This window comes from Microbacterium esteraromaticum (assembly GCF_900163815.1).
Classification (GTDB): Bacteria; Actinomycetota; Actinomycetes; order Actinomycetales; family Microbacteriaceae; genus Microbacterium; species Microbacterium esteraromaticum_B.
Map to the genome: position 1 here is coordinate 1 of NZ_FUKO01000037.1, position 23,951 is coordinate 23,951.

20 protein-coding genes are annotated in these 23,951 nt (G+C 66.4%); 5 read left to right on the forward strand and 15 right to left on the reverse strand.

The genetic code is table 11. The features are described from left to right. Positions 1-19 precede the first annotated feature (19 nt). From FM104_RS13940 to FM104_RS13975, 8 genes are all read right to left on the reverse strand, one after another. Entirely contained in the window at positions 20-1,651 is a 1,632-nt protein-coding gene (locus FM104_RS13940) for a fucose isomerase (protein WP_256971677.1), read from the reverse strand. A gap of 23 nt (positions 1,652-1,674) precedes the next feature. Next, the gene (locus tag FM104_RS13945; protein WP_087132836.1) at positions 1,675-3,162 is read right to left on the reverse strand and encodes an FGGY-family carbohydrate kinase; all 1,488 of its coding nucleotides are present in this window, start codon (positions 3,160-3,162) and stop codon (positions 1,675-1,677) included. Between the two features lie 91 nt (positions 3,163-3,253). Then, positions 3,254-4,231, reverse strand: a complete 978-nt coding sequence (locus FM104_RS13950; protein ID WP_087132837.1) for a LacI family DNA-binding transcriptional regulator — start codon at positions 4,229-4,231, stop codon at positions 3,254-3,256. Positions 4,232-4,395: 164 nt separating this feature from the next. Next, positions 4,396-5,265: a dihydrodipicolinate synthase family protein gene (locus tag FM104_RS13955; protein WP_087132838.1), complete on the reverse strand. Its 870-nt coding sequence runs from the start codon at positions 5,263-5,265 to the stop codon at positions 4,396-4,398. Beyond that, positions 5,262-6,911 carry a tripartite tricarboxylate transporter permease gene (locus tag FM104_RS13960; protein WP_087132839.1) on the reverse strand — a complete coding sequence of 550 codons (1,650 nt, stop codon included), beginning with the start codon at positions 6,909-6,911 and terminating at the stop codon, positions 5,262-5,264. The genes FM104_RS13955 and FM104_RS13960 overlap by 4 nt, the downstream gene beginning before the upstream one ends. After that, on the reverse strand, positions 6,908-7,426 hold the full coding sequence (locus FM104_RS13965) for a tripartite tricarboxylate transporter TctB family protein (RefSeq protein WP_087132840.1): 519 nt from the start codon (positions 7,424-7,426) through the stop codon (positions 6,908-6,910). The genes FM104_RS13960 and FM104_RS13965 overlap by 4 nt, the downstream gene beginning before the upstream one ends. Beyond that, a complete protein-coding gene (locus tag FM104_RS13970; protein WP_087132841.1) occupies positions 7,426-8,391 on the reverse strand; it encodes a tripartite tricarboxylate transporter substrate binding protein in 966 nt (321 codons plus the stop codon). The genes FM104_RS13965 and FM104_RS13970 overlap by 1 nt, the downstream gene beginning before the upstream one ends. 139 nt (positions 8,392-8,530) lie before the next feature. Beyond that, entirely contained in the window at positions 8,531-9,196 is a 666-nt protein-coding gene (locus tag FM104_RS13975; RefSeq protein WP_087132842.1) for a GntR family transcriptional regulator, read from the reverse strand. Positions 9,197-9,478: 282 nt separating this feature from the next. Between FM104_RS13975 and mgtE the strand changes: the two genes are divergently transcribed. After that, positions 9,479-10,837: a magnesium transporter gene (gene mgtE / locus FM104_RS13980; protein ID WP_087132843.1), complete on the forward strand. Its 1,359-nt coding sequence runs from the start codon at positions 9,479-9,481 to the stop codon at positions 10,835-10,837. A 335-nt stretch (positions 10,838-11,172) separates the two neighbouring features. Then, positions 11,173-12,738, forward strand: coding sequence for a stealth conserved region 3 domain-containing protein (locus FM104_RS13985; RefSeq protein WP_087132844.1), 1,566 nt, complete (start codon positions 11,173-11,175; stop codon positions 12,736-12,738). 23 nt (positions 12,739-12,761) lie between these two features. On the opposite strand, the gene FM104_RS13990 is transcribed toward FM104_RS13985, so the two are convergent. The 5 genes from FM104_RS13990 to dnaK form a co-directional block, all read right to left on the reverse strand. After that, the gene (locus FM104_RS13990; RefSeq protein ID WP_087132845.1) at positions 12,762-13,673 is read right to left on the reverse strand and encodes a phosphodiesterase; all 912 of its coding nucleotides are present in this window, start codon (positions 13,671-13,673) and stop codon (positions 12,762-12,764) included. 119 nt (positions 13,674-13,792) lie between these two features. Continuing rightward, on the reverse strand, positions 13,793-14,224 hold the full coding sequence (locus FM104_RS13995) for a heat shock protein transcriptional repressor HspR (protein ID WP_087132846.1): 432 nt from the start codon (positions 14,222-14,224) through the stop codon (positions 13,793-13,795). A 3-nt stretch (positions 14,225-14,227) separates the two neighbouring features. Further along, positions 14,228-15,217: a DnaJ C-terminal domain-containing protein gene (locus FM104_RS14000; protein WP_087132847.1), complete on the reverse strand. Its 990-nt coding sequence runs from the start codon at positions 15,215-15,217 to the stop codon at positions 14,228-14,230. Positions 15,218-15,229: 12 nt separating this feature from the next. Further along, positions 15,230-15,859, reverse strand: coding sequence for a nucleotide exchange factor GrpE (locus FM104_RS14005; RefSeq protein ID WP_087132848.1), 630 nt, complete (start codon positions 15,857-15,859; stop codon positions 15,230-15,232). Beyond that, entirely contained in the window at positions 15,859-17,721 is a 1,863-nt protein-coding gene (gene dnaK / locus FM104_RS14010; protein WP_087132849.1) for a molecular chaperone DnaK, read from the reverse strand. The genes FM104_RS14005 and dnaK overlap by 1 nt, the downstream gene beginning before the upstream one ends. A gap of 151 nt (positions 17,722-17,872) precedes the next feature. On the opposite strand from dnaK, the gene FM104_RS14015 reads away from it, so the two are divergent. Then, positions 17,873-18,559 (forward strand): hypothetical protein, encoded by a 687-nt coding sequence (locus FM104_RS14015; RefSeq protein ID WP_143738431.1) that lies wholly within the window; start codon positions 17,873-17,875, stop codon positions 18,557-18,559. A 208-nt stretch (positions 18,560-18,767) separates the two neighbouring features. Here FM104_RS14015 and FM104_RS14020 read toward each other — a convergent pair whose 3' ends face one another. Together FM104_RS14020 and FM104_RS14025 are read right to left on the reverse strand one after the other, a co-directional pair. Further along, a complete protein-coding gene (locus FM104_RS14020; RefSeq protein WP_087132851.1) occupies positions 18,768-19,229 on the reverse strand; it encodes a DUF3817 domain-containing protein in 462 nt (153 codons plus the stop codon). 221 nt (positions 19,230-19,450) lie between these two features. Next, positions 19,451-21,064 (reverse strand): HNH endonuclease signature motif containing protein, encoded by a 1,614-nt coding sequence (locus tag FM104_RS14025; RefSeq protein ID WP_143738433.1) that lies wholly within the window; start codon positions 21,062-21,064, stop codon positions 19,451-19,453. 276 nt (positions 21,065-21,340) lie between these two features. On the opposite strand from FM104_RS14025, the gene FM104_RS14030 reads away from it, so the two are divergent. Together FM104_RS14030 and FM104_RS14035 are read left to right on the forward strand one after the other, a co-directional pair. Beyond that, a complete protein-coding gene (locus tag FM104_RS14030; protein ID WP_218778586.1) occupies positions 21,341-22,207 on the forward strand; it encodes a serine protein kinase RIO in 867 nt (288 codons plus the stop codon). Positions 22,208-22,333: 126 nt separating this feature from the next. Then, the gene (locus FM104_RS14035) at positions 22,334-23,764 is read left to right on the forward strand and encodes an MFS transporter (protein ID WP_087132852.1); all 1,431 of its coding nucleotides are present in this window, start codon (positions 22,334-22,336) and stop codon (positions 23,762-23,764) included. Positions 23,765-23,951 lie beyond the last annotated feature (187 nt).

Below are 23,951 nucleotides of genomic sequence, written 5' to 3' on the forward strand. Positions count from 1 at the left end.
GCCCGGGGGCGGGGGCGGGTCAGGCCGTGACGTCGCCGACCAGGTGCACCTTGATGCCCATGCCGGCGAACATCGCGGCCTTCGCGATCAGGGCCTTGTCTGCGGTCTCGGCGTCGGGCGCGTAGACGAGCTGCGCGTGGTTCGCCTTGTGACGGGCCATGAACTGGTCGCGGCTCTGGCCGTGCAGCACCACGTGCGCGATCGGCCACTCGGGGTTGGTCGCGTCCTTGCGGCGCTGCGTCTCCTCGGCGGGCAGCTCGACGACCGATGCTCGGAAGAGGTCGGCCTGCAGCACGCCGTCGGCGATGAACACGCGCGACAGCACGATCTCGCCGGGCTTGGAGACACCGTTCAACGTGGCGCCACCCGCGGGGAAGAATACGTGTCCCTGCCGCCAGCCTTCAGCCTTGTCCCAGCCGCCGAGGTGCGACGCCGGCACCGAGCCCGAGATCTCGTACGCCCACACGAACTGTCCGTCGTAGTCCTCGCCCCAGCGCACGTCGTGCAGGGTGTTGTCGGGCACGAGGCCCATTGCCCGCCAGACCCGGTCGGTGACGAGCGCGTCGACAGCCACGCCCTCATCGGCCTCGTTGAAGTGCGGGAACGCCCTGCCCTCGTGCAGCACCCGCGAGCCGTCGCGCGAGAGCACCGGCGGGCGTTCGGTGGAGTTCAGGATGCCTTCGGCCAGATCGGATGCCGGAACAAGATCCTTCAGCCCCTGCTGGTACTGGATGCCGACAGCATCCAACCCGAAGTCATCGGCGATCCGCAGGGCGGCGATGTACATCTTCATCTGCCACTGCACCTGCTCGCGGGTGAGCTCGGTGGTGCCGTCCTCGCCGAAGCGGAAGGTCATGCCGTGGTCGATGAGCCAGTCGAAGGCGGCGTCGGCTTCGGCATCCTTCACCTCGAGCATCTCGGCGTACAGGGCCGACTGGCTCAGCCGCTCCTTGTAGATGCCGGTCTGGTTGAGCAGCTCGTCATCGAAGATGGCGTTGTACATGCCCATGCAGCCCTCGTCGAAGACGCCGATGATGGCCTTGTCGGCGCGCAGCTGCGCGGCGAGCGCCTCACCGAGCTGCTTCTCGGCGCTGTCGGGCAGTGTCGGCAGCGGACGCACGTGCGAGTCGTCGTGCACGATGGTGCCGGTCTCGGTCCACTCGCGGATGCCATCGGTGAACCACTCATCGGTGAAGTCGACCGACCAGGTGGTGGAGTATTCCTTGCCCATCTTGGTCAGGCCGGCGTTGAGCCCGAGGAGCCCGACGAGCCCCGGCCAGTCACCGGCGAAGTTCGCCACGGTGAGGATGGGGCCCTGGTGGGTGCGCAGCCCCGCGAGCACGTGGTGCGAGTACTGCCAGTTGGCGATCGCGACGATGAGCGGCGCGTCTGTGGGGATCTTCGTGAAGACCTCCATGCCCATGCGCTGGCTCGAGATGAAGCCGTGCCCGGTCGCGGGATCGACGTCGAATGCGCGGATGACCTTCCAGTCGAGGCCTTCGAAGACGCGGGTGACGCCCGCTTCGAGGGCGACCTGGGTCGGCCAGCCGCCGATGTTGGCGGCTTCGCGCAAGTCACCGGAGGTGATCAGGTAGGCGGTCTTGGGGGCGGATGCCGGGCGCTCAGCCACGGTCGGCAGTGTGTAGGCCATGATGTTCTCCGTTGGTGATGGGTTCAGTGCGTGCGCTGTTCGGCAGCGAGCTCGTGCACGACGCCGCGGGTGCCGTCGTACAGCCGCAGGTAGCGGTCGAACAGGGCGTCGTATGCGGCCTTGGCTGAAGGGTCGGGCGTAATGGTGTCGGCGACGGGGTTCCAGTGCTCGATCTGCGGCTTCACGTCGTCGGCGGCGATGGCGGATGCTGCCAGGAACGCCGCACCATAGCTGGCGCCGATGGTGGTCTCGGGCACTTCCTGCACGAGCCCGGTGGCATCCGACACGATCTGCAGCCAGAGCCGGCCCTGGGTTCCGCCGCCTACGGCGACGATGCGCCGGATGTCCGCGCCGGCAGCGCGCATGGTCTCGACGTTGTGGCGCACCCCGAGGGCCGTGGCCTCGAGCGCGGCGCGATACAGGTCGCCGCGGCCGTGGCGCAGGGTGAGCCCGGCGATCACACCCCTGGCATCCGGATCCTGGATCGGCGTGCGCTCCCCCGCGAAATACGGGAGCATCACCAGACCGCGTGCGCCAGGCCCTGACTCGGCGGCCTCGGCGAGAAGCTGGGGGTAATCGGCATCCGTGAGGTCTTTCAGCCATGCGGTCAGCGCACCCGATGCCGCGAGCCCGCCAGCGAGGTTGCGGGTTCCGGCGAAGGCACCTGCCGTCGTCCACATCGACGGCGTGCGCAGGGTGTCTTCACCGGTGGCGATGAGGAACATCGTGGTGCCGTACATCAGCATCAGGTCGCCGACGCCGTGCGCGCCGACGCTGACGGCTTCTGTCCAGGCGTCGATGGTTCCGACGATGACGGGGGTGCCGAGCGGGATGCCGGTGAGCTCGGATGCTGCCGCGGTCACCGTGCCCGCGATGTCACCTGCCCACGCAAGTGCGGGCTGTTCGATCGTGGCGGCGTACTGCTGCCACCAGGGTTCGTACCAGCACTCGTTCTCGATGTCGTAGAACGGTGAGGTCTGGCTGGCGGACTGGTGATCGAGCACATAGGCCCCGGTGAGCCTGCGGGCCAGCCACGATGCCGGCATGAAGAGGCGGCGAGCGCGGGCATAGGAATCGGGGTCTTCATCGGCAACCCAGACGATCTTCGCGCCACCGGCCTGCGAGGTGAGGACCGATCCGCCGATGCGGGTGATCTCGTCCTGACCGAGTTCGTCGGTGAGCCGGGTGATCTGCGTGGTCGAGCGGCTGTCGACGCCGTAGAGGATCGCAGGGCGCACTGGCTCGTCGTTCTCATCGGCGAGCAGCACGCACGGGCCCATGCCGCTGACGCCGACCGCGACGACCTCGGCATCCTGATGCCCGTCGAGCAGCTCGCGGGCGATCTGGACGAACTCGTCCCACCAGATGCGGCCATCCATCTCGACCCAGCCGGCATGCGGTCGCGCGACGTCATGCGCGCGGGTCGCCGAGGCGATGATCGTCCCGTCTTCGGCGACGAGGACGCCCTTGCTGCTGGATGTGCCGATATCCACCCCGAGGGTGCATCGCATGTCGTCCTCCTTGATATGACAAGCTGCTCACAGCGTACGCGAAATCGATTTCATGATGCAAGGACGACAGTGTCTGCGAACAATATGCCAATCAGCGAACGGCGCTAGCCGCCTGCACTTCGTTGCGCAGCACGACGGTGCGCGCCGGCTGCTTGTCGCCGCGGATGCGGGCCAGCAGCATCCGTGCGGCCATGACGCCCATGTGCCGGGCCGGGAGCCGCACGACGGTGACCGCACTGGGAGACAGCGTGGTGAACGGCAGCGATCCGATGACCGCGACGCCGAGCTCGGGGGGCGTCAGCGAATGCTCGGTGAGCACCTGGATCGCGCCGACTCCGATGAGGTTGTTGCCGGCGACGACGGCATCCGGCGGTTCCGGCAGCGCGAGCAGCTCTTCCATCACGCTGCGCCCGCCATCCACGCGGAACGACGAGTAGCGCAGCAGATCCAGCGGCGCCTCCAACCCCGCCGCCCGGTGCGCCAGCAACCATCCTTCCGCGCGATCGGTCGCCGTCTCGATGTGCTCCGGCCCGCCGATGTACGCCACCCGTCGGTAGGACTTCAGCAGGTGCTCCGTGGCCTGTCGTCCCGCGTCGCGGTTGGCCATCACGACGCCATCGATGTCGTGGCCGGTGCTGCGGTCGACGGCGACGACAGGGCGCCCGGTCGCGAGGATCTCGTCGAGGTTCGTGGAGTCCGACGCCGCCGCCAGGATCACTCCGGACATGTTCTCGGCCATGGCGATGCGCAGATACGTGAGCTCTTTCTCGACCTGCGCATCCGAATTGCACAGCACGACCGAGTAGCCGGCCTCGCTGGCGACGTCTTCCACCCCTCGCGCCATCTCGGTGAAGTACGGGTTCTCGATATCGGGAATGACGAGCGCGATGACTTCCGAACTCTGTCGCCGCAACGTCCGCGCGGCGCGGTTCGGCGTGAAGTTCAGCTCCTTGGCGGCGGCGCGCACGGCCGTGACCTTGTCGGCCGACACGCTCGTGCCGTTGAATACGCGCGATACCGTCGCCGGGGAGACGCCTGCCAGCTTTGCGACGTCATAGATCGTGGCCATCGGACCTCCTGAATCCGCTGATTCACCCTACCCAGCGCCCCCATAGCGAGAAACCACATCCCGCACGAGAAACCACGCCAGGCGTGATTTCTCGAACTGAATGTGGTTTCTCGACGAGGTGGGTACGAACGGCACAACCCGTCCGTCGTTCGCGAGTCCGCGCGTCAGGCGTGCGCAGACACGACGCGAGCAACTTCCGCCCGCGCTGCAGCATCCGGCTCATCGAGCGCCATGCGGCAATACGCATCGGTCACGCCGAGCACCCGATAGCCCTCCTTCATCCGCGCCATGTCGCCACCGATCGACGCGACGACCTCATCCACCGAGCGCTGCGCGACCGCCACAGCCTCCGCATCCCCCGAGCGTCCGGCATCCGCCAGCGCACGGAACGGCTTCGGCGTCACCGACGACACTCCCGAAACAACGCCCTGGGCACCTGCCTCCACGGCAGCGATCAAATCGCGGTCGGCGCCGGTGTACAGCTCGAAATCCGCGGGCACAGCCGCGCGGTACGTGGCGATGTCATCCAGCGACAGTTCGCTGACCTTCGCGCCGACGACGTTCGGCAGCGTCGAAAGGCGCACGAGCAGCTCCGGCGACACTGGTTTTCCGCTGCGCGCCGGGTAGATGTACACATACAGCCGGCCATCGCCGACAGCATCCGACACCGCGCGGAAGTAATCGAATACCGCGTCGTCCGACGAGCGCAGGTAGTACGGCGTCAGCGCGGCGAACTCGGTCGCGCCGAGGTCGCGCGCGATACGCGTGAGCCGGACCGCTTCGAACGTGCTCGGCCGGCCGACGTGCACGACCACTCGCATCCGCGCCGCGATCTCATCAAGCGCCGCGCCGACGAGAGCGGTGAACTCCTCGACGTCGACGGCCGGGAACTCACCCGTGGTGCCGAGAACGAACGCGCCCTCGTTGCCGGAGTCTGCCACGTATCGGAAGATCGCCCGCGACCCCTCGAGATCGAGCGATCCGTCGCGGTGGAATGCGGTGGGAATCGCAGTGAGGATGTCGTACCGGGTCACTTCTCGTTCTCCTTCGTGTTGCGGCGCGCACGGCGCTCGCTCTTCTTGTCGATGTTGCGCACCGTCGAGGTGAGCAGGTCGGGCTGTGCCGCGAGGTCTTCGCGCGCGTGGGCGATCTGGGCGATGCTCTCGGTGTGCAGCACCGATTCTTCGAACGAGGCGCGGGCCGCACGAGGCTTGCGTGCCGCCCGGATGGCCGGCATCACGACCGACAGCACGGCCAGCAGCAGCAGGGCGATCGCGATCGGGCTGACCACTTCGAAAAATGGCTTGGTCGGCAGGATCGACATCGTTCGCGCCAGATTCTCTTCGGCAAGAGGTCCGAGCAGCAGGCCCAGCACCACTGGTCCCGCGGGCACCTGCATCCGCTTCATCAGCACGCCGATCACACCGAACACCAGCATGGTGACCACAGTCGACAGGCTGTTCGATGTGGCATAGGTGCCGATGATGCAGAAGATCAGGATGCCGCTCCACAGGTACGGCTGCGGCACATCGAGCAGCTTCACCATCCCCTTCATGCGCACCAGGCTCAGCGCCAGCGACAGAATCGTCGCGATGAACATGATGGCCGCGATCGAGACGACGAGGTCAGGACGGTTCGTGAACAGGTTCGGACCGGGCGTGATGCCCCAGATGATCATCGATCCGATCATCACGGCCATCACCGAGTCGCCCGGAATGCCCAGCGCCATCGTCGTCGTGAGCGAGCCGCCGAGGGTCGCGCTGGATGCCGTGTCGGATGCTGCGACGCCCTCGATCGATCCCTTGCCGAACATTTCCGGATGCTTCGAGGCCTTGCGCGCCTGCTCCCAGCCGATGAGGCCCGCGATGTCGCCGCCCGCCGCAGGAATCAGTCCGACACCGAGCCCGACCACTCCGCCGACGGCCGTAGCCCGGCCGCTCTGCTTGAGTTCGGCGCGGTTGGGCCACCAGCGTCCGAGCGCCGAGATCGGCCGCACCTTCGAGGCTCGATAAGTCAGCAGCTGGTCGAAGAGTTCTGCGATGCCGAACAGCCCGATGATGACGGCGATGAAGTTGACGCCCTCGACGAGTTCGAGCACACCGAAGGTGAATCGCTGATCGGCGGTGGCGGCGTACGTGCCGACGGTGCCGAGCATGAGCCCGAACAGGCCGGCAAGGATGCCCTTCAGCATCGACTTCGACGAAATGCCGATCATGATCGCGATGCCGAAGACGACCAGCGCGAACAGTTCAGGAGACTTGAAGTAGTCGCGAGCGAAGTGCGCGATCGGCACCGCCGCGATCGAGAACAGCACAAGAGAAGCGAGGATGCCGACGGCGGAGACGATCGCGGACATCGTCAGGGCGAGCCCCGCCTTGCCCTGCTTGGCCATCGGATAGCCGTCGAGAGTGGTCGCGATGGATGCCGGTGTACCGGGCGTATTGATGAGGATCGACGGCACACGATCGCCGAAGTTCGCTGCGACATAGATGGTCAGCAGCACGGCGAGGCCCTGCACGGGCTCGAGGGTCATCGTGAAGCCCGCTGCGAGCGCCACAGCCATAGTGGCGGTGATGCCGGGGAATGCGCCGACCATGAAGCCGAGCATCAGCCCGACGCCCATGTAGAGCAGGATCGAGATGTCGAGGAGAGAGTTCAGACCTTCGATGAGCGGGGTCACAGCGGAATCCTCAGAAGCAAGCCGAAGACGACGTAGACGAACGTCGTCACGACGACGGAGTAGATGATGAGGCTGAGCCAGCGACGGTGGCCGTATAGCCACATCAATGCGGCCATCAGCACACCGGCCGCGATCGGGAACACCTCGATGCGATAGCCGAACACGATCACTGAGCTCAGCGACCACGCGGCGATGAAGACGGCCGAGATGACGAGAGTGAGAGCGACCCGCATGACACCGCCGGGCTGAAGCCGCTCGACGTCTTCGCGCTCCATCGCCGGGCGGGTGATCGCGAAGACGAGCAGCACGATGGCGGCGACCACGGCCGAGACACCGATCACCGTCGGCCAGAACCGGGCGTCGATCTGCCCGGGTGCGGACTCGCGGCGCAGCGAGATCTGCGTGGTGAGCACGAGATAGCCCGCCGCGACCGCGAGTGCCACCGCCGCGAACGCGATCTCCAGGGGGCGGGAAGAAGCCGCCCCCTGGTAGTCGTCTTCGACGATGTCGGTCATCAGCCGAGCAGGTCCTTGAACAGGTTGAACTGCTCGCCGACGTAGCTGGACCAGTCAGCCGAGTCGCGGTAGACGACCAGGTTTCCGGCATCCTTCTGGAACTTCTGGTACGAATCCGAATCGACGGCCTCCTTGACGGCCGACTCGAGCGTCTGCTTCACGTCATCCGGAAGGCCCTTCGGCGCATAGATGCCGCCCCAGCCACCGAACTCGACCTTCTCGCCGATCGCCTCTTCGACAGTGGGCACGTCTGCGGCATCCGGGTGACGCTCGTCGTGCATGACCGCGAGGATGCGCACGGCGTCGCCCTGCGCGAGCGCCTCGCCGAGACCCGAGACGGCGGCGACCGTCTCACCGGATGCTGCTGCACCGACCGCTGTGGCTCCGCCGTCATACGGAACGGGTGTGAAGGTGGCGCCGGTTGCGTCACCTAGCCCGAGCGTTGCGGCCTCCCAGATGGAGCCGGCACCGGAGTTGGCAACCGTCACGGCTCCAGACTTGGCCTTGGCGACGAGGTCTTCCAGCGACTCGATGCCGCTGTTCGCGCCGACGGTCACGACGCCGGGTGCCAACATGATCTGACCGAGCAGATCGTAGTTCTCGGGGAGCACGTTGGCGCCCTGGGTGGTGTTGAGCATGGCGATCTCGACGGGCGCGAAGCCGATGACGTAGCCATCGGGATCCTGTGATCCGACGTACTCCATGGCGAGAGCACCGGCAGCGCCAGGCATGTTCTCGGGAATGACGCTGACGTCGAGGATGTTCTCGAGCTCGGATGCCAGCGCGCGCGACGACAGATCAGAACCGCCGCCGGGGTTCGCCTGGATGATCAGGCGGATGTCCTTCTCGGGGAAGGCCGACTCGGCGCCGGCCTCGTCGACTTTCGTGCATCCCGACAGGATGAGTGCAGTTGCGGCGACCGCGGCGATGGCGCCGGTCACACGGGTCAGTCTGATGCGGGGCATCGTTGCTCCTCGGTGCTGTGTGTCGACCGGGTTGTCGACTGTCGCGAGCGTATCAGTGTCGACTGTTAACAGTCAACACTTTGGTGAGTCCAGGGTTGTGCGGATCGGGCGAGGGCGGGCCACCTCACCGATGGCTGGCTCAGTCGTTCTGTTCGGCCAGCTCGATTAGCATCCGATCGCGGGCACCATCAAGGTGTGCGGTCAGCACTTCGGCCGCCTCGGCGGCGGTGCCGCTGCGCATGACGTTCATGAGAGTGACGTGATCGGATGCTGAATCATGCAGATCTGCGTCGTGGTTGATCGTCACGTCCAGCAGCGCGGTGAACGTCGGCAGGTACTGGCGCCACGCGGCCTCGAGGCGCGGGTGGTCGGCGAGCGCGTAGATCTGCGAGTGGAAGTCGAGGTCGGCCACGACGAAGGCGGCGTGGTCGCCGGATGCCGCAGCATCCGCCATCCGCTGCACGGACTGAGCCATGACCTGCCAGCGGTCGTCGTCTTCGACCCGAATCGCTCGCGACAGCGCGAGTTGCTCGAGCGCTCCGCGGAGACTGTAGAGCTGATCGACGTCGTCGTGCGTCAGCCCGACCGCGAAGACGCCGCGCGGCCGCTGGATGCGCACGAGCCGCTCGAAGCTGAGCTGAGTGAGCGCGTCGCGGACAGGTCCGCGACTCACCTGGAACTCCTCGGCGAGTGCTTCTTCGGTGATGCGCTCACCGGGCGCGATCTCGCCGCGCACGATGCGCTGACGCAGCACGTCCGCAACCTGCGATCCCAGCGAATCTCCGCGTTTCACCGTGTCTACCACTCGAGCCCCCTTGTCGACTGTTGACAGAGTACAGGCTCGGCACTGTTCTGCTCAGCGTTGCGCGATCAGCACTGCACTAGGGTGTACCGAGTAGGCCTATCGAGAACCCGGGAAGCGAGGTGGTGCCGCATGTCCAGTGACAGTCACAGTCGCAGACACGAACCCTTCCCCGCTTCCGCACCGCTCGACTGAGCTGCGATCCGCCGAAGAGCGCCCACTGCGACGCGCACTCTGCTGATCCGACGCACTCTCCGCGGCGGTGCCTCCACGTAAGGCTCCACCATGACTCCGAAGCAGCTGCAGCACATCTCCGACGTTGCTGACTCCGTCGAACAGCTCATCACCCGCGGCGACCTCGCCGAGGTCTCGGCGACGCTGACGCCGCTGCCGGTTCCTGACGTCGTCGAGCTGATCGGCCGCTTGAGCATCGCCGACGGTGCGATCATCTACCGGCTGCTCACGAAGGCGCGCTCGCTCGAGGTGTTCGAGGCGCTGCCGCCCGGAATGCAGGGTGACATCGTGCAGGCATTGCAGGATGCCGAGATCACCGGTCTGTTCGCCGAGATGGATCCTGATGACCGGGCCTGGCTGCTCGATGAGCTGCCCGCCTCGGTCGCCCCGCGGCTGCTGCAGGGTCTCTCCGCCCACGAGCGCGAGATGACAGCCGCGATCCTCGGCTACCCGAAGAACGCGATCGGGCGCCGGATGAGCCCGGAAGTCATCATCACCCACCCGAACCTCACCGTCGGCGAGACGATGAGCCGAGTGCGCGAGAACTTGCGTCGGGCAGAGACTATCTACACACTGCCGGTCACCGACTCGGGTCGCCGAGTCGTCGGAGTGGTGAGTCTGCGCGATGTGCTGGCTGCCGACGATGACGCGCAGATCTCGGGATTCATGAGCGAGGCCCACATCGCCACCGCCGATGAAGATGCGGAGACCGCCGCTCGCCGCGCAACCGACCTCGGCCTGCTGGCGCTGCCCATCGTCGACAGCGAGCAGCGCCTGGTCGGCGTGCTCACGATCGATGATGCCGCGCGAATCCTCAAGCAGGAGGAGAGCGAGGATGCCGCCCGGCAGGGTGGTGTCGAGCCGCTGCGCCGCTCGTATCTGTCCACGCCGATCCGCCGACTCGTGCGCTCGCGCGTGGTGTGGCTGCTGGTCCTGGCCGTCGGCGCGACCCTGACCGTGCAGGTGCTCGGCGCCTTCGAGGCGACCCTCGCACAGATGACGGTGCTCGCGCTGTTCGTGCCGCTGCTCATCGGCACCGGTGGAAATACCGGCAACCAGGCAGCGACCACAGTCACCCGCTCGCTCGCCCTGGGTGAGGTCACGCCGCGCGACGTGCGCAAGGTGCTCTCTCGCGAGATCCGCGTGGGCTTCAGCCTGGGCCTCTTGCTGGGCCTGCTGGGCTTCGCGATAGCCGGGCTGGTCTTCGACTGGCACATCGGCGTGGTCATCGGTCTCACGCTGCTCGCAGTGTGCACGCTGGCAGCATCCATCGGCGGGATCATGCCGCTCGCCGCGCGGGCGATCAAGGTCGACCCGGCCGTGTTCTCGAATCCGTTCATCACGACGTTCGTCGATGCCACCGGCCTGATCATCTACTTCCTGATCGCGAAGGCAGTGCTCGGGATCTGAGCTCGTCCCCGCCCTGCCCGCTCCCACTTCCTCACGCGCCCACTCCCGCGAGGGGAGGGGCAAGCTCGCGGCGAGGGGAGGAGCAGCCTCGCGGCTCGGGATGCCAGATTCGCGGTAAGCTTCGGGCACGCGCTTCACTCGTTGCGCGGAGCCGCAGTCCGCACCCCACCGTACTGATGCCATCGCATCCGGTCGGGACGGGCCCCGACACCTCGCGACAAACGCGCTGAGCTCAGATATGCGCCACCCGTCGATGACGTCAGCCACACGGACGGTGTAACCCGGCAGCCGAACCGGACTCGGGTGGCTCAGTCGACACGTGAAGGAGAACAAGGATGACGACACTCGCCGCACTGCCGGGGGCACCGCATCGCAGCGCTGCCCTACGGCAGGACGTGATCCTCGACGGCGGTCGGCTGCACATGGTGCACGATGACCTCACCCCCACCCGCGCCCGGCTGGACGACCTGCTCGCGGTTGCTGACGCACTGCACAAGGACGACATTCCCGTGCTGCTCGTGCGGCGCGACCGTTCCGTTCCCGTTCTGGTGGTCGACGTCGCCCGGCGCGAGGATGCTCTCCGTTCCCTCCGCGAGCACCTGCCTGCAGACCCGTTCTACGTCAAGGCGAAAGGTGCCCACGCGACCCCGATCGAGGATGCCGACCTGCCGGGAGACACCCCTGTCGCCGTGCGCATCTTCCGGCCCCGGATCACCTCCGCGCGCACGCTGCGCTACGGCAGTCGATACGCGGCGCGGGTCGAGTTCTGGTGCTTCGGCACGGAACTCGTCGAAGCACCGAACGACAACGCCCTCACGCGACGGCTGACCCCGACCTCGGAGCTGGTGTTCACCGAGGTCGAGCGGTACGGGCGTCGCTGGCGCACCATCGACGGCATGTTCGAACCGCACGAGGACGAGTTCCTCGAGCCGGTCGACATCGTCTTCTCGTGGGTGGATGGCTCGGCGACCCAGTTCCAGCAGCATCGAGCCGCCCAGCTCACCGCGCACGTCGTCGGCGAAGGCGATGACAGTCCGGCACGATACCGGCACGTCGACGAGCTGCGCTATGCCCTTCGCAGTGTGCACATGTACGCACCCTGGATCAGGCGCATCTTCATCGCCACCGACTCTCCCGCACCGTTCTGGCTCGCCGAGCACCCCCAGGTGACGATCGTGCGCAGCGAGGAATTCTTCGCCGACCCGAGCGTGCTGCCCACCCACAACTCCCACGCCGTGGAAGCTCAGCTGCACCGCATCCCCGGGCTGTCCGAGCACTTCCTCTACTCGAACGACGACATGTTCTTCGGACGCATGGTGAAACCCGAGATGTTCTTCACGTCGGCCGGGCACACGCGTTTCGTCGAGAGCCCGGTGCGCATCGGTGTCGGTGAGCCTCAAGCGCATCGCAGCGGACACGACAACGGGCTGCGCGTGAACCGCGCCCTGCTGCGCAACCGATTCGGCCGCACGATCCTGCGCGACCTCTCGCACTGCGCAACGCCGCTGTGCCGCAGTGTGATGTTGGAGCTCGAGCGGACTTTCCCCGAGGACTTCATGCGCACAGCGGCCTCACGGTTCCGATCCATGACCGACATCTCCGTCACGAACAGCTTGTACCACTACTACGCGATGCTGACGGGCCGCGCGCTGCCGAGCACTCAGCCGCGCGTGCGGTACGTGCAGACCACCACGATGGGCGCGCTCGAAGAGATCGACCGGCTTGCGGCCCGTGCAGACGTGGACATGTTCTGCCTCAACGACGGCGCAGAGACCGACATCCCCGAGCAGTTGCGGATGCAGGCCGTTCAGGGCGGGTTGGAGCGGATGTTCCCTATCCGCGGTCCGTGGGAGAAGCCCGAGGCACTGCAGCATCCGACGATGGATGCCGCGACGGGCTGAACGACGGATGCCGGATGCCGGGCTCAGTTCACGAGCACGGGCACGTCCAGGTGCTCGACGACGGTGCGCGGGGCGATGCCGGCCACGGCGAGCCTTCGGCGGGCTTCATCCGCGTCGATGTGCTCGAGGATATGCGACTGCTCCACGCCGATGACGGCGTGCACGACGGTCTCATCGTGTACGCGCACGAGGTTGACGGATCGTGCGCCATCCTGCGGGCGGCTCCCGCCCGCGGGCACAGTGAGGTCTTGCACGTAGCAGGTGGACGACGCCACCGAGACCGGGATGCCGGCGAAGGTGGCGAAGGTTGAGTAGTGCAGGTGCCCGGCGATGATCGCGCGCACGTCCGTGCCACGCAGCACAGGTGCCAGCCGGTGCTGATCGCGCAATTCGACGCTGGCCGCGAGAGGCAGCACGCTCGGAATCGGCGGATGATGCATCGTAAGGATCGTGCCGAGAGGCGCGGGAACGGCGAGCACCTCTTCGAGCCACGCCAACTGGCTGTCGCTGATTTCACCGTGGTGTTCTCCGGGCACTGTGGAATCAAGCGTGACGATGCGCAGGCCGCTGATGTCGTCCACGCGATCTACGGGGGAGTCGTCGCCGACCGGGTCATCGAGCAGGCCCTCGCGGAAGGCGGACCGATCGTCGTGGTTGCCCATGACCCAGACGACGCGAGCGTCCAGACGTGCCGCAAATGGATCGACGATCCTGCGCAACTCGGCGTAGGCCCCACGCTGGCCGAGGTCTGCGAGGTCGCCGGTGAAGACGATCGCATCGACCGCGATCTGCGCGCCTTCCAGCGCCGTCAGCGTATGAGCGAGGGTCTCTGCGCCGTCGACCAGGTCGAAGAGGCGATCTCCCCCGGCTCGCAGATGGGTATCGCTGATGTGCAGCAGGGTCCGCTGCGGTTCTCGGTGCTCAGCCGTGCGCATGCTCTCTCCATCCCCGTCATTCCGGGGTATCAGCGCCATGGTAGCCCGGCTGGGAGAGGTCAGCGGTGAACACGCGGCGAACACCCGGTTCGCCGACTACGTGATCGCTTCGGGTCTTGTCAGCCCTGGTCGGGGTCGGATGCCGAACGCGGGCGCCAGAGCACGACCTCGGTCGCTCGGCGGATGCGGCGGCCCGAACCGACCGGCACGATCGAGCCGGTTGCTCCGGCCGCGAAGACGCGTACGCCCGGACGGTTCTCGCGCTCGGCGCGCAGCGCGTTCTCGAGTTCGATGGCGCGCCGACGCAGCATCCGCACCTCGTCTTCCAGGTCGAGCAGACGGGCGATGGCCGGCAGGCTCATCCCCTCGCTCGAGAGCTGGGCGACCTCGCGGAGCTGCTCGATGTCGCGCATCGAGTAGCGCCGCGAGCCGCCGCGAGTGCGACCGGGCACCACCAGGCCGATGCGGTCGTACTGCCGCAGCGTCTGGGGGTGCATTCCGGCCAGCTCCGCGGCGACCGCGATCGCGAAGACGGGTGCGTCGGCATCCATGGCCTAGGCCCGAGCCTTCGACATCATCTCGGCCCGAGGGTTCTCCTTCGGCTCGAGCTCGTGGAACTTCTCGAGAGCCTCGCGCGCCGCATCGTCGAGATGCGACGGCACCGCCACCTGCAGCTCGGCGAGCAGATCGCCGGTGCCCTTCGACGACGCGATGCCACGGCCCTTGACCCGCAACACACGGCCCGACGGTGTGCCGGGCGCGACGCGCAGCTTCACCGGATCGCCGCCGAGAGTGGGCACCTCGATGGTGGCTCCCAACGTGGCCTCGGTGAAGGTCACCGGCACCGTCAGGCGCAGGTTCAGACCGTCACGAGTGAAGACCGGATGCTGCCTGACCTTCACCTGCACGACGATGTCGCCGGGTTCGCCGCCATCGGGCGAGGGGCGCCCACGGCCACGCAGACGAATCTTCTGCCCGTCTGCGACGCCAGCCGGCACCTTCACCTTGAACGGCTTGCCGTCTTCGGCCTGCAGGGTGATCGTGTCGCCCTTGGCCGCGGTGATGAAATCGATCGTCGTGCGGGCGGTGAGGTCGGTGCCCTTCTGAGGGCCGCCAAATCCTCGATACCCGCCCGAGGTCTGGCCGAATCGGCCGGAGCCGAACGATCCGCCACCACCCTGCGAGAACATCGAGAAGATGTCGTCGAAGTCGGCCTGCTGACCACCGTGGCCGCCCTGACCGAAGCGGCTGAAGACATCTTCGAAGCCGCCCGCACCGCCGGAGCCGGGCGCGGTGAAACGCGCACCCGACCCCATCGCGCGGATCTCGTCGTACTCGCGACGCTGGTCAGCGTCGCTGAGCACGCTGTAGGCCTCGCTGATCTCTTTGAACTTCGTCTCGGCCGCGGCATTACCTGGATTCGCATCCGGGTGGTGTTTGCGGGCGAGCTTGCGGTAGGTCTTCTTCAGATCGGCAGCGGAGACGTCTTTGGTGACGCCGAGCGTCTTGTAGAAGTCCTTATCGAACCAGTCTTGGCTTGCCATGGCCCTCCCCTACTAGGCCGCAGGAACAGCGACGACGACCTTCGCGGGGCGCAGTTCGACATCGCCGAGTCGGTAGCCGACCTCGACGACCTCGAGGATCGTCGACGTTTCAGCCCCCGGTGTCGGCTGCTGGAAGATGGCCTCGTGATGCTGCGGGTCGAATTCCTCACCTGCGGCACCATAGGCGGCCACGCCGAGACGATCGACCACCGCACGCAGCTTCTCGGCGATGACGGCGAAGGGCGAGCCCTCCACGAGATCGCCGTGCTGCTCGGCACGATCGAGGTCGTCGAGCACGGGAAGAAGGCCCTTGGCCACCTCGCCCTTGGCTCGGGCGATCTCGATGTGGCGCTGCTCTTCGGTGCGCCGGCGATAGTTGGCGTACTCGGCCTGCAGCCGCTTGAGGTCGGTCAGCAGAGCATTCTCTGCATCCGCGATACCGTTGCCGTCGTCGGGCACATCGTCATCCTGCGCGGTACCGAGAATGTCGTCGACCGTGAGTTCGTCGTCCGACCCCTCGGCGGCCGCAGCCTCGGTGGAGTCAGGATTCTCCGGGTTCTGCGGCTCGGGGCCGGATGCCTGAGCATCCGACCCCTCACCGGTAACCTCGGCGCTGTTGTCGTCGAAGTTCTTGTCTGTCATTACTTCGTCTCTTCGTCCTCGTCGACAACCTCAGCGTCGATGACGTCTTCTTCGGCAGCTGCGTCTTCGGCCGGAGCGTCGCCCTCGGCCGAGGCCTCGGATGCGGCATCCGCCTGCGCCTGCGCGTAGATCGCTTCGCCGAGCTTGCCCTGCGACTCATTCAGCTTGTCGAAAGCAGTCTTCACCGCGTCGTCGTCTTCGCCGGCCAGCGCGGTCTTCAGAGCGTCGACGTCAGCCTGCACGTCGGTCTTGATCTCGTCAGACAGCTTGTCCTCGTTCTCCTTGATCAGCTTGTCGATCGAGTAGGCGAGGGTCTCGGCCTGGTTGCGCACCTCAGCGGCCTCACGGCGCTTCTTGTCATCAGCGGCGTTCTCCTCCGCTTCCCGCACCATGCGGTCGATGTCTTCCTTCGACAGCGACGAGCCGCCGGTGATGGTCATCGACTGCTCCTTGCCGGTGCCCTTGTCCTTCGCGGACACGTGCACGATGCCGTTGGCATCGATGTCGAACGTGACCTCGACCTGCGGGATGCCACGGGGAGCCGGGGCGATGCCGGTGAGTTCGAAGGTGCCCAGCGGCTTGTTGTCGCGGGTGAACTCGCGCTCGCCCTGGAACACCTGGATCGCCACGGACGGCTGGTTGTCGTCGGCGGTGGTGAAGGTCTCGCTGCGCTTGGTCGGGATCGCGGTGTTGCGGTCGATGAGCTTGGTCATCATTCCGCCCTTGGTCTCGATGCCGAGGCTCAGCGGGGTGACGTCGATGAGCAGAACGTCCTTGCGCTCGCCCTTGAGGACGCCGGCCTGCAGGGCGGCGCCGACGGCGACGACCTCGTCCGGGTTGACGCCCTTGTTGGCTTCCTTGCCGGTCTCGCTCTTGACGAGGTCGGCAACGGCGGGCATGCGGGTCGATCCACCGACGAGAACGATGTGGTCGATCTCGTCGACCTTCACGTTCGCTTCGCGGATGACGTCGGCGAAGGGCTTCTTCGTGCGGTCGAGGAGGTCCTTGGTGAGGTCCTCGAACTTCGCGCGGGTCAGGGTCTCCGACAGCGAGACCGGGCCCGACTCCGTCAGCGACAGGTACGGCAGGTTGATGCTCGTGGACGTGGAGCTGGAGAGCTCCTTCTTCGCCTGCTCAGCGGCCTCCTTGAGGCGCTGCAGCGCGATCTTGTCACCCGAGACGTCGACACCGGTGGTCTCCTTGAACTGCTTGCTCAAGTACTCGACGACGCGCTGGTCCCAGTCATCGCCACCGAGGCGGTTGTCACCGGAGGTGGCGCGCACCTGGATGGTCGAGAAGTCGTCGTCCTTGCCCACTTCGAGCAGCGAGACGTCGAAGGTTCCGCCACCGAGGTCGAAGACGAGGATGAGCTCGTCTTCCTTGCCCTTGTCGAGGCCATAGGCGAGCGCAGCCGCGGTCGGCTCGTTGATGATGCGCAGGACGTTGAGGCCCGAGATCTCTCCGGCTTCCTTCGTGGCCTGGCGCTCAGCGTCGTTGAAGTACGCGGGGACGGTGATGACAGCATCCGTCACCGTGTCACCGAGGTAGGACTCGGCGTCGCGCTTCAGCTTCATGAGGATGCGCGCGGAGATCTCCTGCGGCGTCCACTTCTTGCCGTCGACGTCGAAGGACCAGTCGGTGCCCATGTGGCGCTTGACCGACGAGATGGTGCGGTCGACGTTGGTGACGGCCTGGCGCTTCGCGGTCTCTCCGACGAGCACCTCGCCATCCTTGGTGTACGCAACCACCGACGGGGTGGTGCGGAAGCCTTCGGCGTTTGCGATGACCTTGGGCTCGCCGCCCTCGAGGACGCTGACGACGGAGTTCGTCGTACCCAGGTCGATTCCGACAGCACGTGCCATGTGTTTCTCCTTTATATGGTGAGAGTTCGTGAGACAGCTCAGTAAACCTGAGTCGTGATGACTCAAGTATATGCACGACATCGGATGCTGTCAAAAAAGTTGATACAACACGACTCAACTCCGTTTTCTGGGGCCCGCCTATGCTGAGACCATGAACCGGAGAATGCGCCACATCACCCTGCGAGCTGTGGCGGGGGCCGCGGCTATCGCCATCACTCTTCCGCTGAGCGGATGCATCAGCGCGAGCATTCCCGATCAGCCCGTCAAGACACCGGAGCCCGGGCCGACCCAGACGACCGAAGAAGCGGATGCCACCGAAGCCCCGATCACGCCACCCGACTCGTCAGTCCTTCCCCCGGAACTGTCCTTTGCAGACGGTGCGGCGCTGGCTCCTGGCACGATTGCACAGTGGGGCGACGGGCTGATGATGGACGATAACTGGGGCATCAGCAAAGCCGACGACGGCAATGGCGGCTGGGAGTACAAGACCGCTGACGGCACTTGCACTGCCACGTTCTGGCAGGGCGCGGTCTTCGACATGACTGCGACCGAAGACAAGGAAGCGTCTGACTTCGTGCTCGGCGCGATCCTGGGCATCGAGCCGTCGGTGCTGGGCGATAAGGCCGACACCGGCGCCTTCACCTATATGACCCGCGGCAACACCGACGTCGAACAGCGCTTCGCCGTCGGGAGTGAGCCCAACCGCAGCTGGGTGGTCGCCGCGCGCGGCTTTGCCCAGCTGGAGTCAGCCGTGTACGTGATCGTCGACTGCGCCTCGGACCAGGCAGGCAACATCGCGGGCGAAGTTTTCGAGAAAAGCCCCGTCGTCATCGGCTGAGGCGTCGGGTGAGCGGGGTCTGAGGCGCCAGCCGAGCTAGGCCTGAGGCGTCGGCTGAGTTGCGGCTGAGGCATCGGCGAATATGGAGCCGAGGCGTCAGCGAGGCTGGAGGTGCATCGTCAGCTCACGCACTGGCCGAACTGCGGCTGAGGCGTCGCCCGAACCGCAACTGAGCCGCAACTGAGCCGCGACTGAGCCGCAACTGCGCTCAGCGGCCGCCGGGAGGGCCGACGAGCAGCAGGATCGCGTACAGCGCCACGATCGCGAAGGCGATCAGTGCGCCGAGCACCCATGGGCGGTGCAGGAACCAGCGCATGGTGCGGTCGTACCAGGTGCGGTCGCGCGGGTCGTCGGTCTCGGTCAGGCGCCAGTCACCGGCGAGGCGGCCTGTGCGGTGCAGCCAGATCTCCATCGGAATCGTCGCGTAGGGCACGATGGCGCTGGCGATGGCGAGCACGGCGACGCCGGGCTTCCAGCGCTGGTTGAACGCGAGCAGAATCGCCGTTGCACCGTAGGAGAGGAAGACGAACCCGTGGATGCCGCCGCCGATCGTGACGACAACGGCGGGGACGCCGACAGCGCGTGCGATGAGCGCCGAAATCAGGATCGTCCAGGTGATCGCCTCGGCGATCGCGAGAACGCGGAACAGGCGGGCAGGACTGCGGAACATGGTTCTCCTCGTGTGGATCTGTCACCACGCTAGGACAACGTTCCCTTTCATCTGCTGGGATCGGGCCTGAAAACGACCGATCGGCCTCGAAGATCATTCGAAAGGTGGAGAGCGCACGGCCCCACCCCGTCAGCGACCTGTGGCCCGCCGACCGCCCTGGGCCCGTCGGGCGCACCATTGATGATCCGCTCAGAAGGGTGCGAGCTCAAAACGGTGCGAGCTCAAAACGGTGCGAGCAATTCTTCGGAGACCGAAGCCCAAGGATCGGTGTCGCGCTCCGCTCGACGGGGCGGCTCCGCTCGACGGGTCGGCTCCGCTCGCGGGGTCGGCTCTGATTGAGGGGACGATTCCGCTCGAGGGGGCGACTCCGCTCGAGGGGGCGGCTCCGGGTGAGTGGATGGCTCCGTGAACATGACCGTATTCTGCGGCGGCGGTCTGTCGATGTACACACGACCCGTGGGGCTTGTCCATTCAAGGAGCCCGCCGCCGAGTTGGATGACGTGCCACGGCGAGTGATGTTTCAGAACGTGATGCCTGCGGCACAGCTCAGCGAGATTCTTCTCGTCGGTGGACCCGCCGAAGGCTGCATCAAGCGTGTGATCGAGGTCGCTGGAACGGGATGGCATGCCGCAACCGGGAAACCGGCACCGCTGATCCCTGGCGCGCAGGTGACGACGCAGATGGGCGCTCGGCCGGTACCGATCGACCGCCAGCAGTTCCCCGCTGATCGGATACGTGAGGATGCGATCCCATCCGGATGCGGATCCGGCCAGCAGCCTCACGGATTCGAGGTCCATCGGAGCGCGGCCATTCACCTCGGCAGGTGTGGTCTCGACGCCGTCGGTGCCCATCAGAGTGGTCACCGGGACCGTCACGCTCACGTGCGGCACGATCGCACCGAGCAGCCCCTCCGGGGTGTCGTGCCCGGCCGGTGCGCCCGTCAGCAGCAGGTCGAGGGCGAGATCGGCCCGTTTGTGCGACAGCGTGCGCGGGTCTGCCGCCTCCGCTGATTGCGGTGATCTCTCAGAGTGCAGTGATCCCACGGATTGCGGTGATCCCGCTGATCGCAGCGGTCCCACTGATTCGGCCGATTCCGGTGCGGCGGCGAGGCCGAAGGCGGCTCCGTGCACACGCTCCGCGCCCGCGGCGCCAGCGGCGTTGCTGGCTACGGCGCTGGTTGCGCGAGATGGGCATCCAGCATCCGCCTTCGCCATTTCCGTGAGCCTGTCGAACGCCGCGTGCACGAGCGCCGCAGGGCCGAGGAGGCCGAGTTCGGCCATCCCATCCGCAGCATCCTTCACCCACACGCCCCGCTGCTCGCGCGCCTCAGCGTGGCGCTCGTCGAGCGATCTCGGCTGGTACTGCTCTGCGATCCGCGCCGCGATCGGCCGCAGCCGGTTGGGCGACTCGTCTTCGGCGAACTCCAGCACTCGCGCGGAGTAAGCATTCCTAGCCTCAGCGTCGTGCAGGTGGCCGCCAGCATCCACGATCACTCGGGTGTGACCAGCGCCGATCCGGCCGGCGCCCTGCGCCGCCCAGACCAGCGGGAACTGCTCGACAGTGGTCGACGCATCGGCCATCCGTCGCTGGATCGTGCGGTCGCTGACCCTCAGCACCGCACCCAACTCGGCAGCGACGCTGCGGATCGTCAGGTCGGAGGCCTCGATGCCGTCGCCGTTCTCGGCCATCGACAGAGCGAGTCGCTCAGCAAGCGCCAGCAGCCCGTCGCGTGCGGCGAGCATCCCAGCGAGGGTCTGCTCGACGCCCTGCAGCGACGACACGAGGGCGTCGAGAGTCGCCACCTCTTCGTCTGTCGCTGCCACCATCGCGTTCATAGTTCCAGTATCAGAGAGGCCACCGACATTCGAACGAAGATTCAGCTCAGGCTGCGGCCCCTAGAAGTCACGAGTGCATAACGAACGGCCGCGCTCCCGTCGTGCACGCGTCGCCCTTCGCCGTAAGCTCGATCCCGCACCGGAATCAGTCCGGAGGCCCGAGCGGAAGGAGCGAACGATGAATGCCATCTTCGTCGTGTCCACAGCCGCCGACCTTCTTCTCGCCGAGGCCACCCGCTTCTGATCCGCGTGTGGCCCGTATTCCGGAGCCACATCGTGAATCCTCAGAACTCCGCGTCCCTCGACGCATCCTTTTTCGACGCATCCCCTTTCGACGTATCCCTCTCGTTCGCCGACACTCGGCTCGTCGAGAACCAGCGTTGGTCCACCTGGCCAGCGAGCACACCGACCGAACGCGGACCGTTACCCCGGCCCGACTGGGTCGTGGCGAGCGCCGCCGCAGTGGACACCGAACTCGGCATCCTCAAAACAGGCAAAGAGGCGGATGTCTTCCTCATCGAACGCGCTGTGCCTGGCGACGCGACCCAGCGCACGCTGCTCGCCGCGAAGCGGTACCGCGATTCCGATCACCGCAGCTTCCAGCGCTCCTCGACCTACACCGAGGGGCGCCGCACTCGGAACACCCGCGACACCCGGGCGCTGGCCAAGAAGTCCGCACACGGGCGCGAGGTGGCAGCCGCACAGTGGTCGTTCGCCGAGTTCGCCGCCCTCAGTCGCATGCACGAGCTTGGCGCGCCGGTGCCGTATCCGGTGCAGGTGAGCGGCACCGAGATTCTGATGGAGTTCGTCGGAGACGGGCGCACCGCCGCACCTCGTTTGGCGCAGGTGAGAGCGGATGCCGTGGATCTGGCCGACCTGTTCGCGCAGATCGCCGACATCATGCGTCTCTTCGCCGGCGCAGGTTTCGCGCACGGCGACCTGTCGGCGTACAACCTGCTGGTGCACGATGGCCGCGTGCGGGTCATCGACCTGCCGCAGATCGTCGACACAGTCGCGAATCCCCAGGGCCTCGACCTGCTGCACCGCGACTGCGTGAACATCTGCGACTGGTTCGGTCGGCGCCGCCTGGAGCGCGATCCGGAGGAGCTGTTCGGAGACTTGCTGGCAGCGTCGTTCGGGTGAGCGGGGTGTCGCTCGCGTGAGAAGAGGTCGCTCGGGTGGGGGCAGGGTGGCTCGGATGCTGGCATCCGCCCCGCTCATGCGGCGCGCCGCCACCACCCGTTCACTCAGCGCGGTCAGACTTCGAGCATGAGCGATGAGCAGCCGGCATCCGCGGCGGACACACCGATCAACACCGCGGCGATGACCGCCTTCGGCCGTGAGCACGTCGGCCCCGAAGCGACGCGGAAGCAGGTTCTCTCGTGGGCGATGTGGGATTGGGCGCTGCAGCCGTTCAACACGGTCATCCTCACATTCGTCTGGATCGCGCTGTACTTGACCTCACGGATGTTTCTCGAGCCGAGCGTGCGCGAGTCGGGGATGCTGGCCGACGGCAGCTACATGAACTGCAACCAGAGCGAGTTCATGGGCTCGGCGTACTGTCAGGGGCTCACTGACCTGTCGGCGTGGTGGGGCTGGGCGAACTTCGCCGCCGGCATCGTCATCCTCGTGCTGGCGCCAGTGCTGGGCCAGCAGGCCGACGCCCGCGGGAACAAGAAGAAGTGGGTCATCGGTGCGACGATCGGGGTCGCGCTGATCCAGTTCGCGCTCTTCTTCGTCGAGGCCGACCCGAAGTTCTTCTGGTTCGGCGCCTTCGCCGTCGCCGTTGCCGCTGTGGTCAATGAGATCGGCAACGTCAGCTACTACGCGATGCTCTCCGAGGTGTCGACGCCCAAGAACGTGGGGCGCATCTCGGGTCTCGGCTGGGGTCTCGGATACATCGGCGGCGTGGTGGCGCTGATCGTCTGCATCCCGGTGCTGTTCACCGTGGGGCAGGACAACCCGCTGTCGTTCAAGCTCGTCGCGGTGATCTGCGCGGTGTGGACTCTGGCCTTCTCTATTCCGATGTTCCGCAACGTGCCGGAGTCACCCTCTTACGAAGAGTCGGCGAAAGTGGGTTTCTTCCGCTCGTACGTGGTGCTGGCGAGGAACGTCGCGAAGCTGTTCCGCACGAACCGGCCGACGTTCTGGTTCATGCTGTCGGCCGCCGTCTATCGTGACGGGCTGGCGGGCGTTTTCGCGTTCGGGGCCGTGCTCGCCGCGCAGGGTTTCGGATTCTCGTTCCTCGAGGTCATCGTCTTCGGGCTCGCCGCAAACCTCATCGCCGGCATCTCGACGCTGCTCGCCGGGCGCCTCGATGATCTGATCGGGCCGCGCCGCCTGATCCTGATCACTCTGGCGGGCCTCGTCGCGATGGCGTTCGTGGTCTTCGCGCTCAAAGACTTCGGCACGATCGTGTTCTGGATCTGCGGCCTGCTGCTGTGCGCATTCGTCGGGCCCACTCAGGCCGCAAGCCGCAGCCTGCTGACCCGCCTCACCCCGCCGAGCCAGCAGGGTGAGATCTTCGGCCTGTACGCGACGACGGGCCGCGTCGCCTCGTTCCTGTCGCCACTGGCGTGGTCGCTGTTCCTGCTGTGGTTCGGCGGGATCGTCTACGGCGTGCTCGGCATCGGCCTGATCCTGCTCATCGGGCTCGTGATGCTGCTGTTCGTACGGTTCCCTAAGGACGTCGGCGTGTAATCGGAGACGGCAACACCTCATGGTTCGCTCGGCTTACTCGAATGTCGACCTCATATACTGAGTCGAATTACGGCTCATGACTATCAGGTGAACATTTCGTGCGGCAATTGCTTCGCGGGAGTCGGTTGCTTCGTAGCATCCGCTTTCTTCCGTATCTCATCCCCTACGCCGCTTGGACGACCCTGAA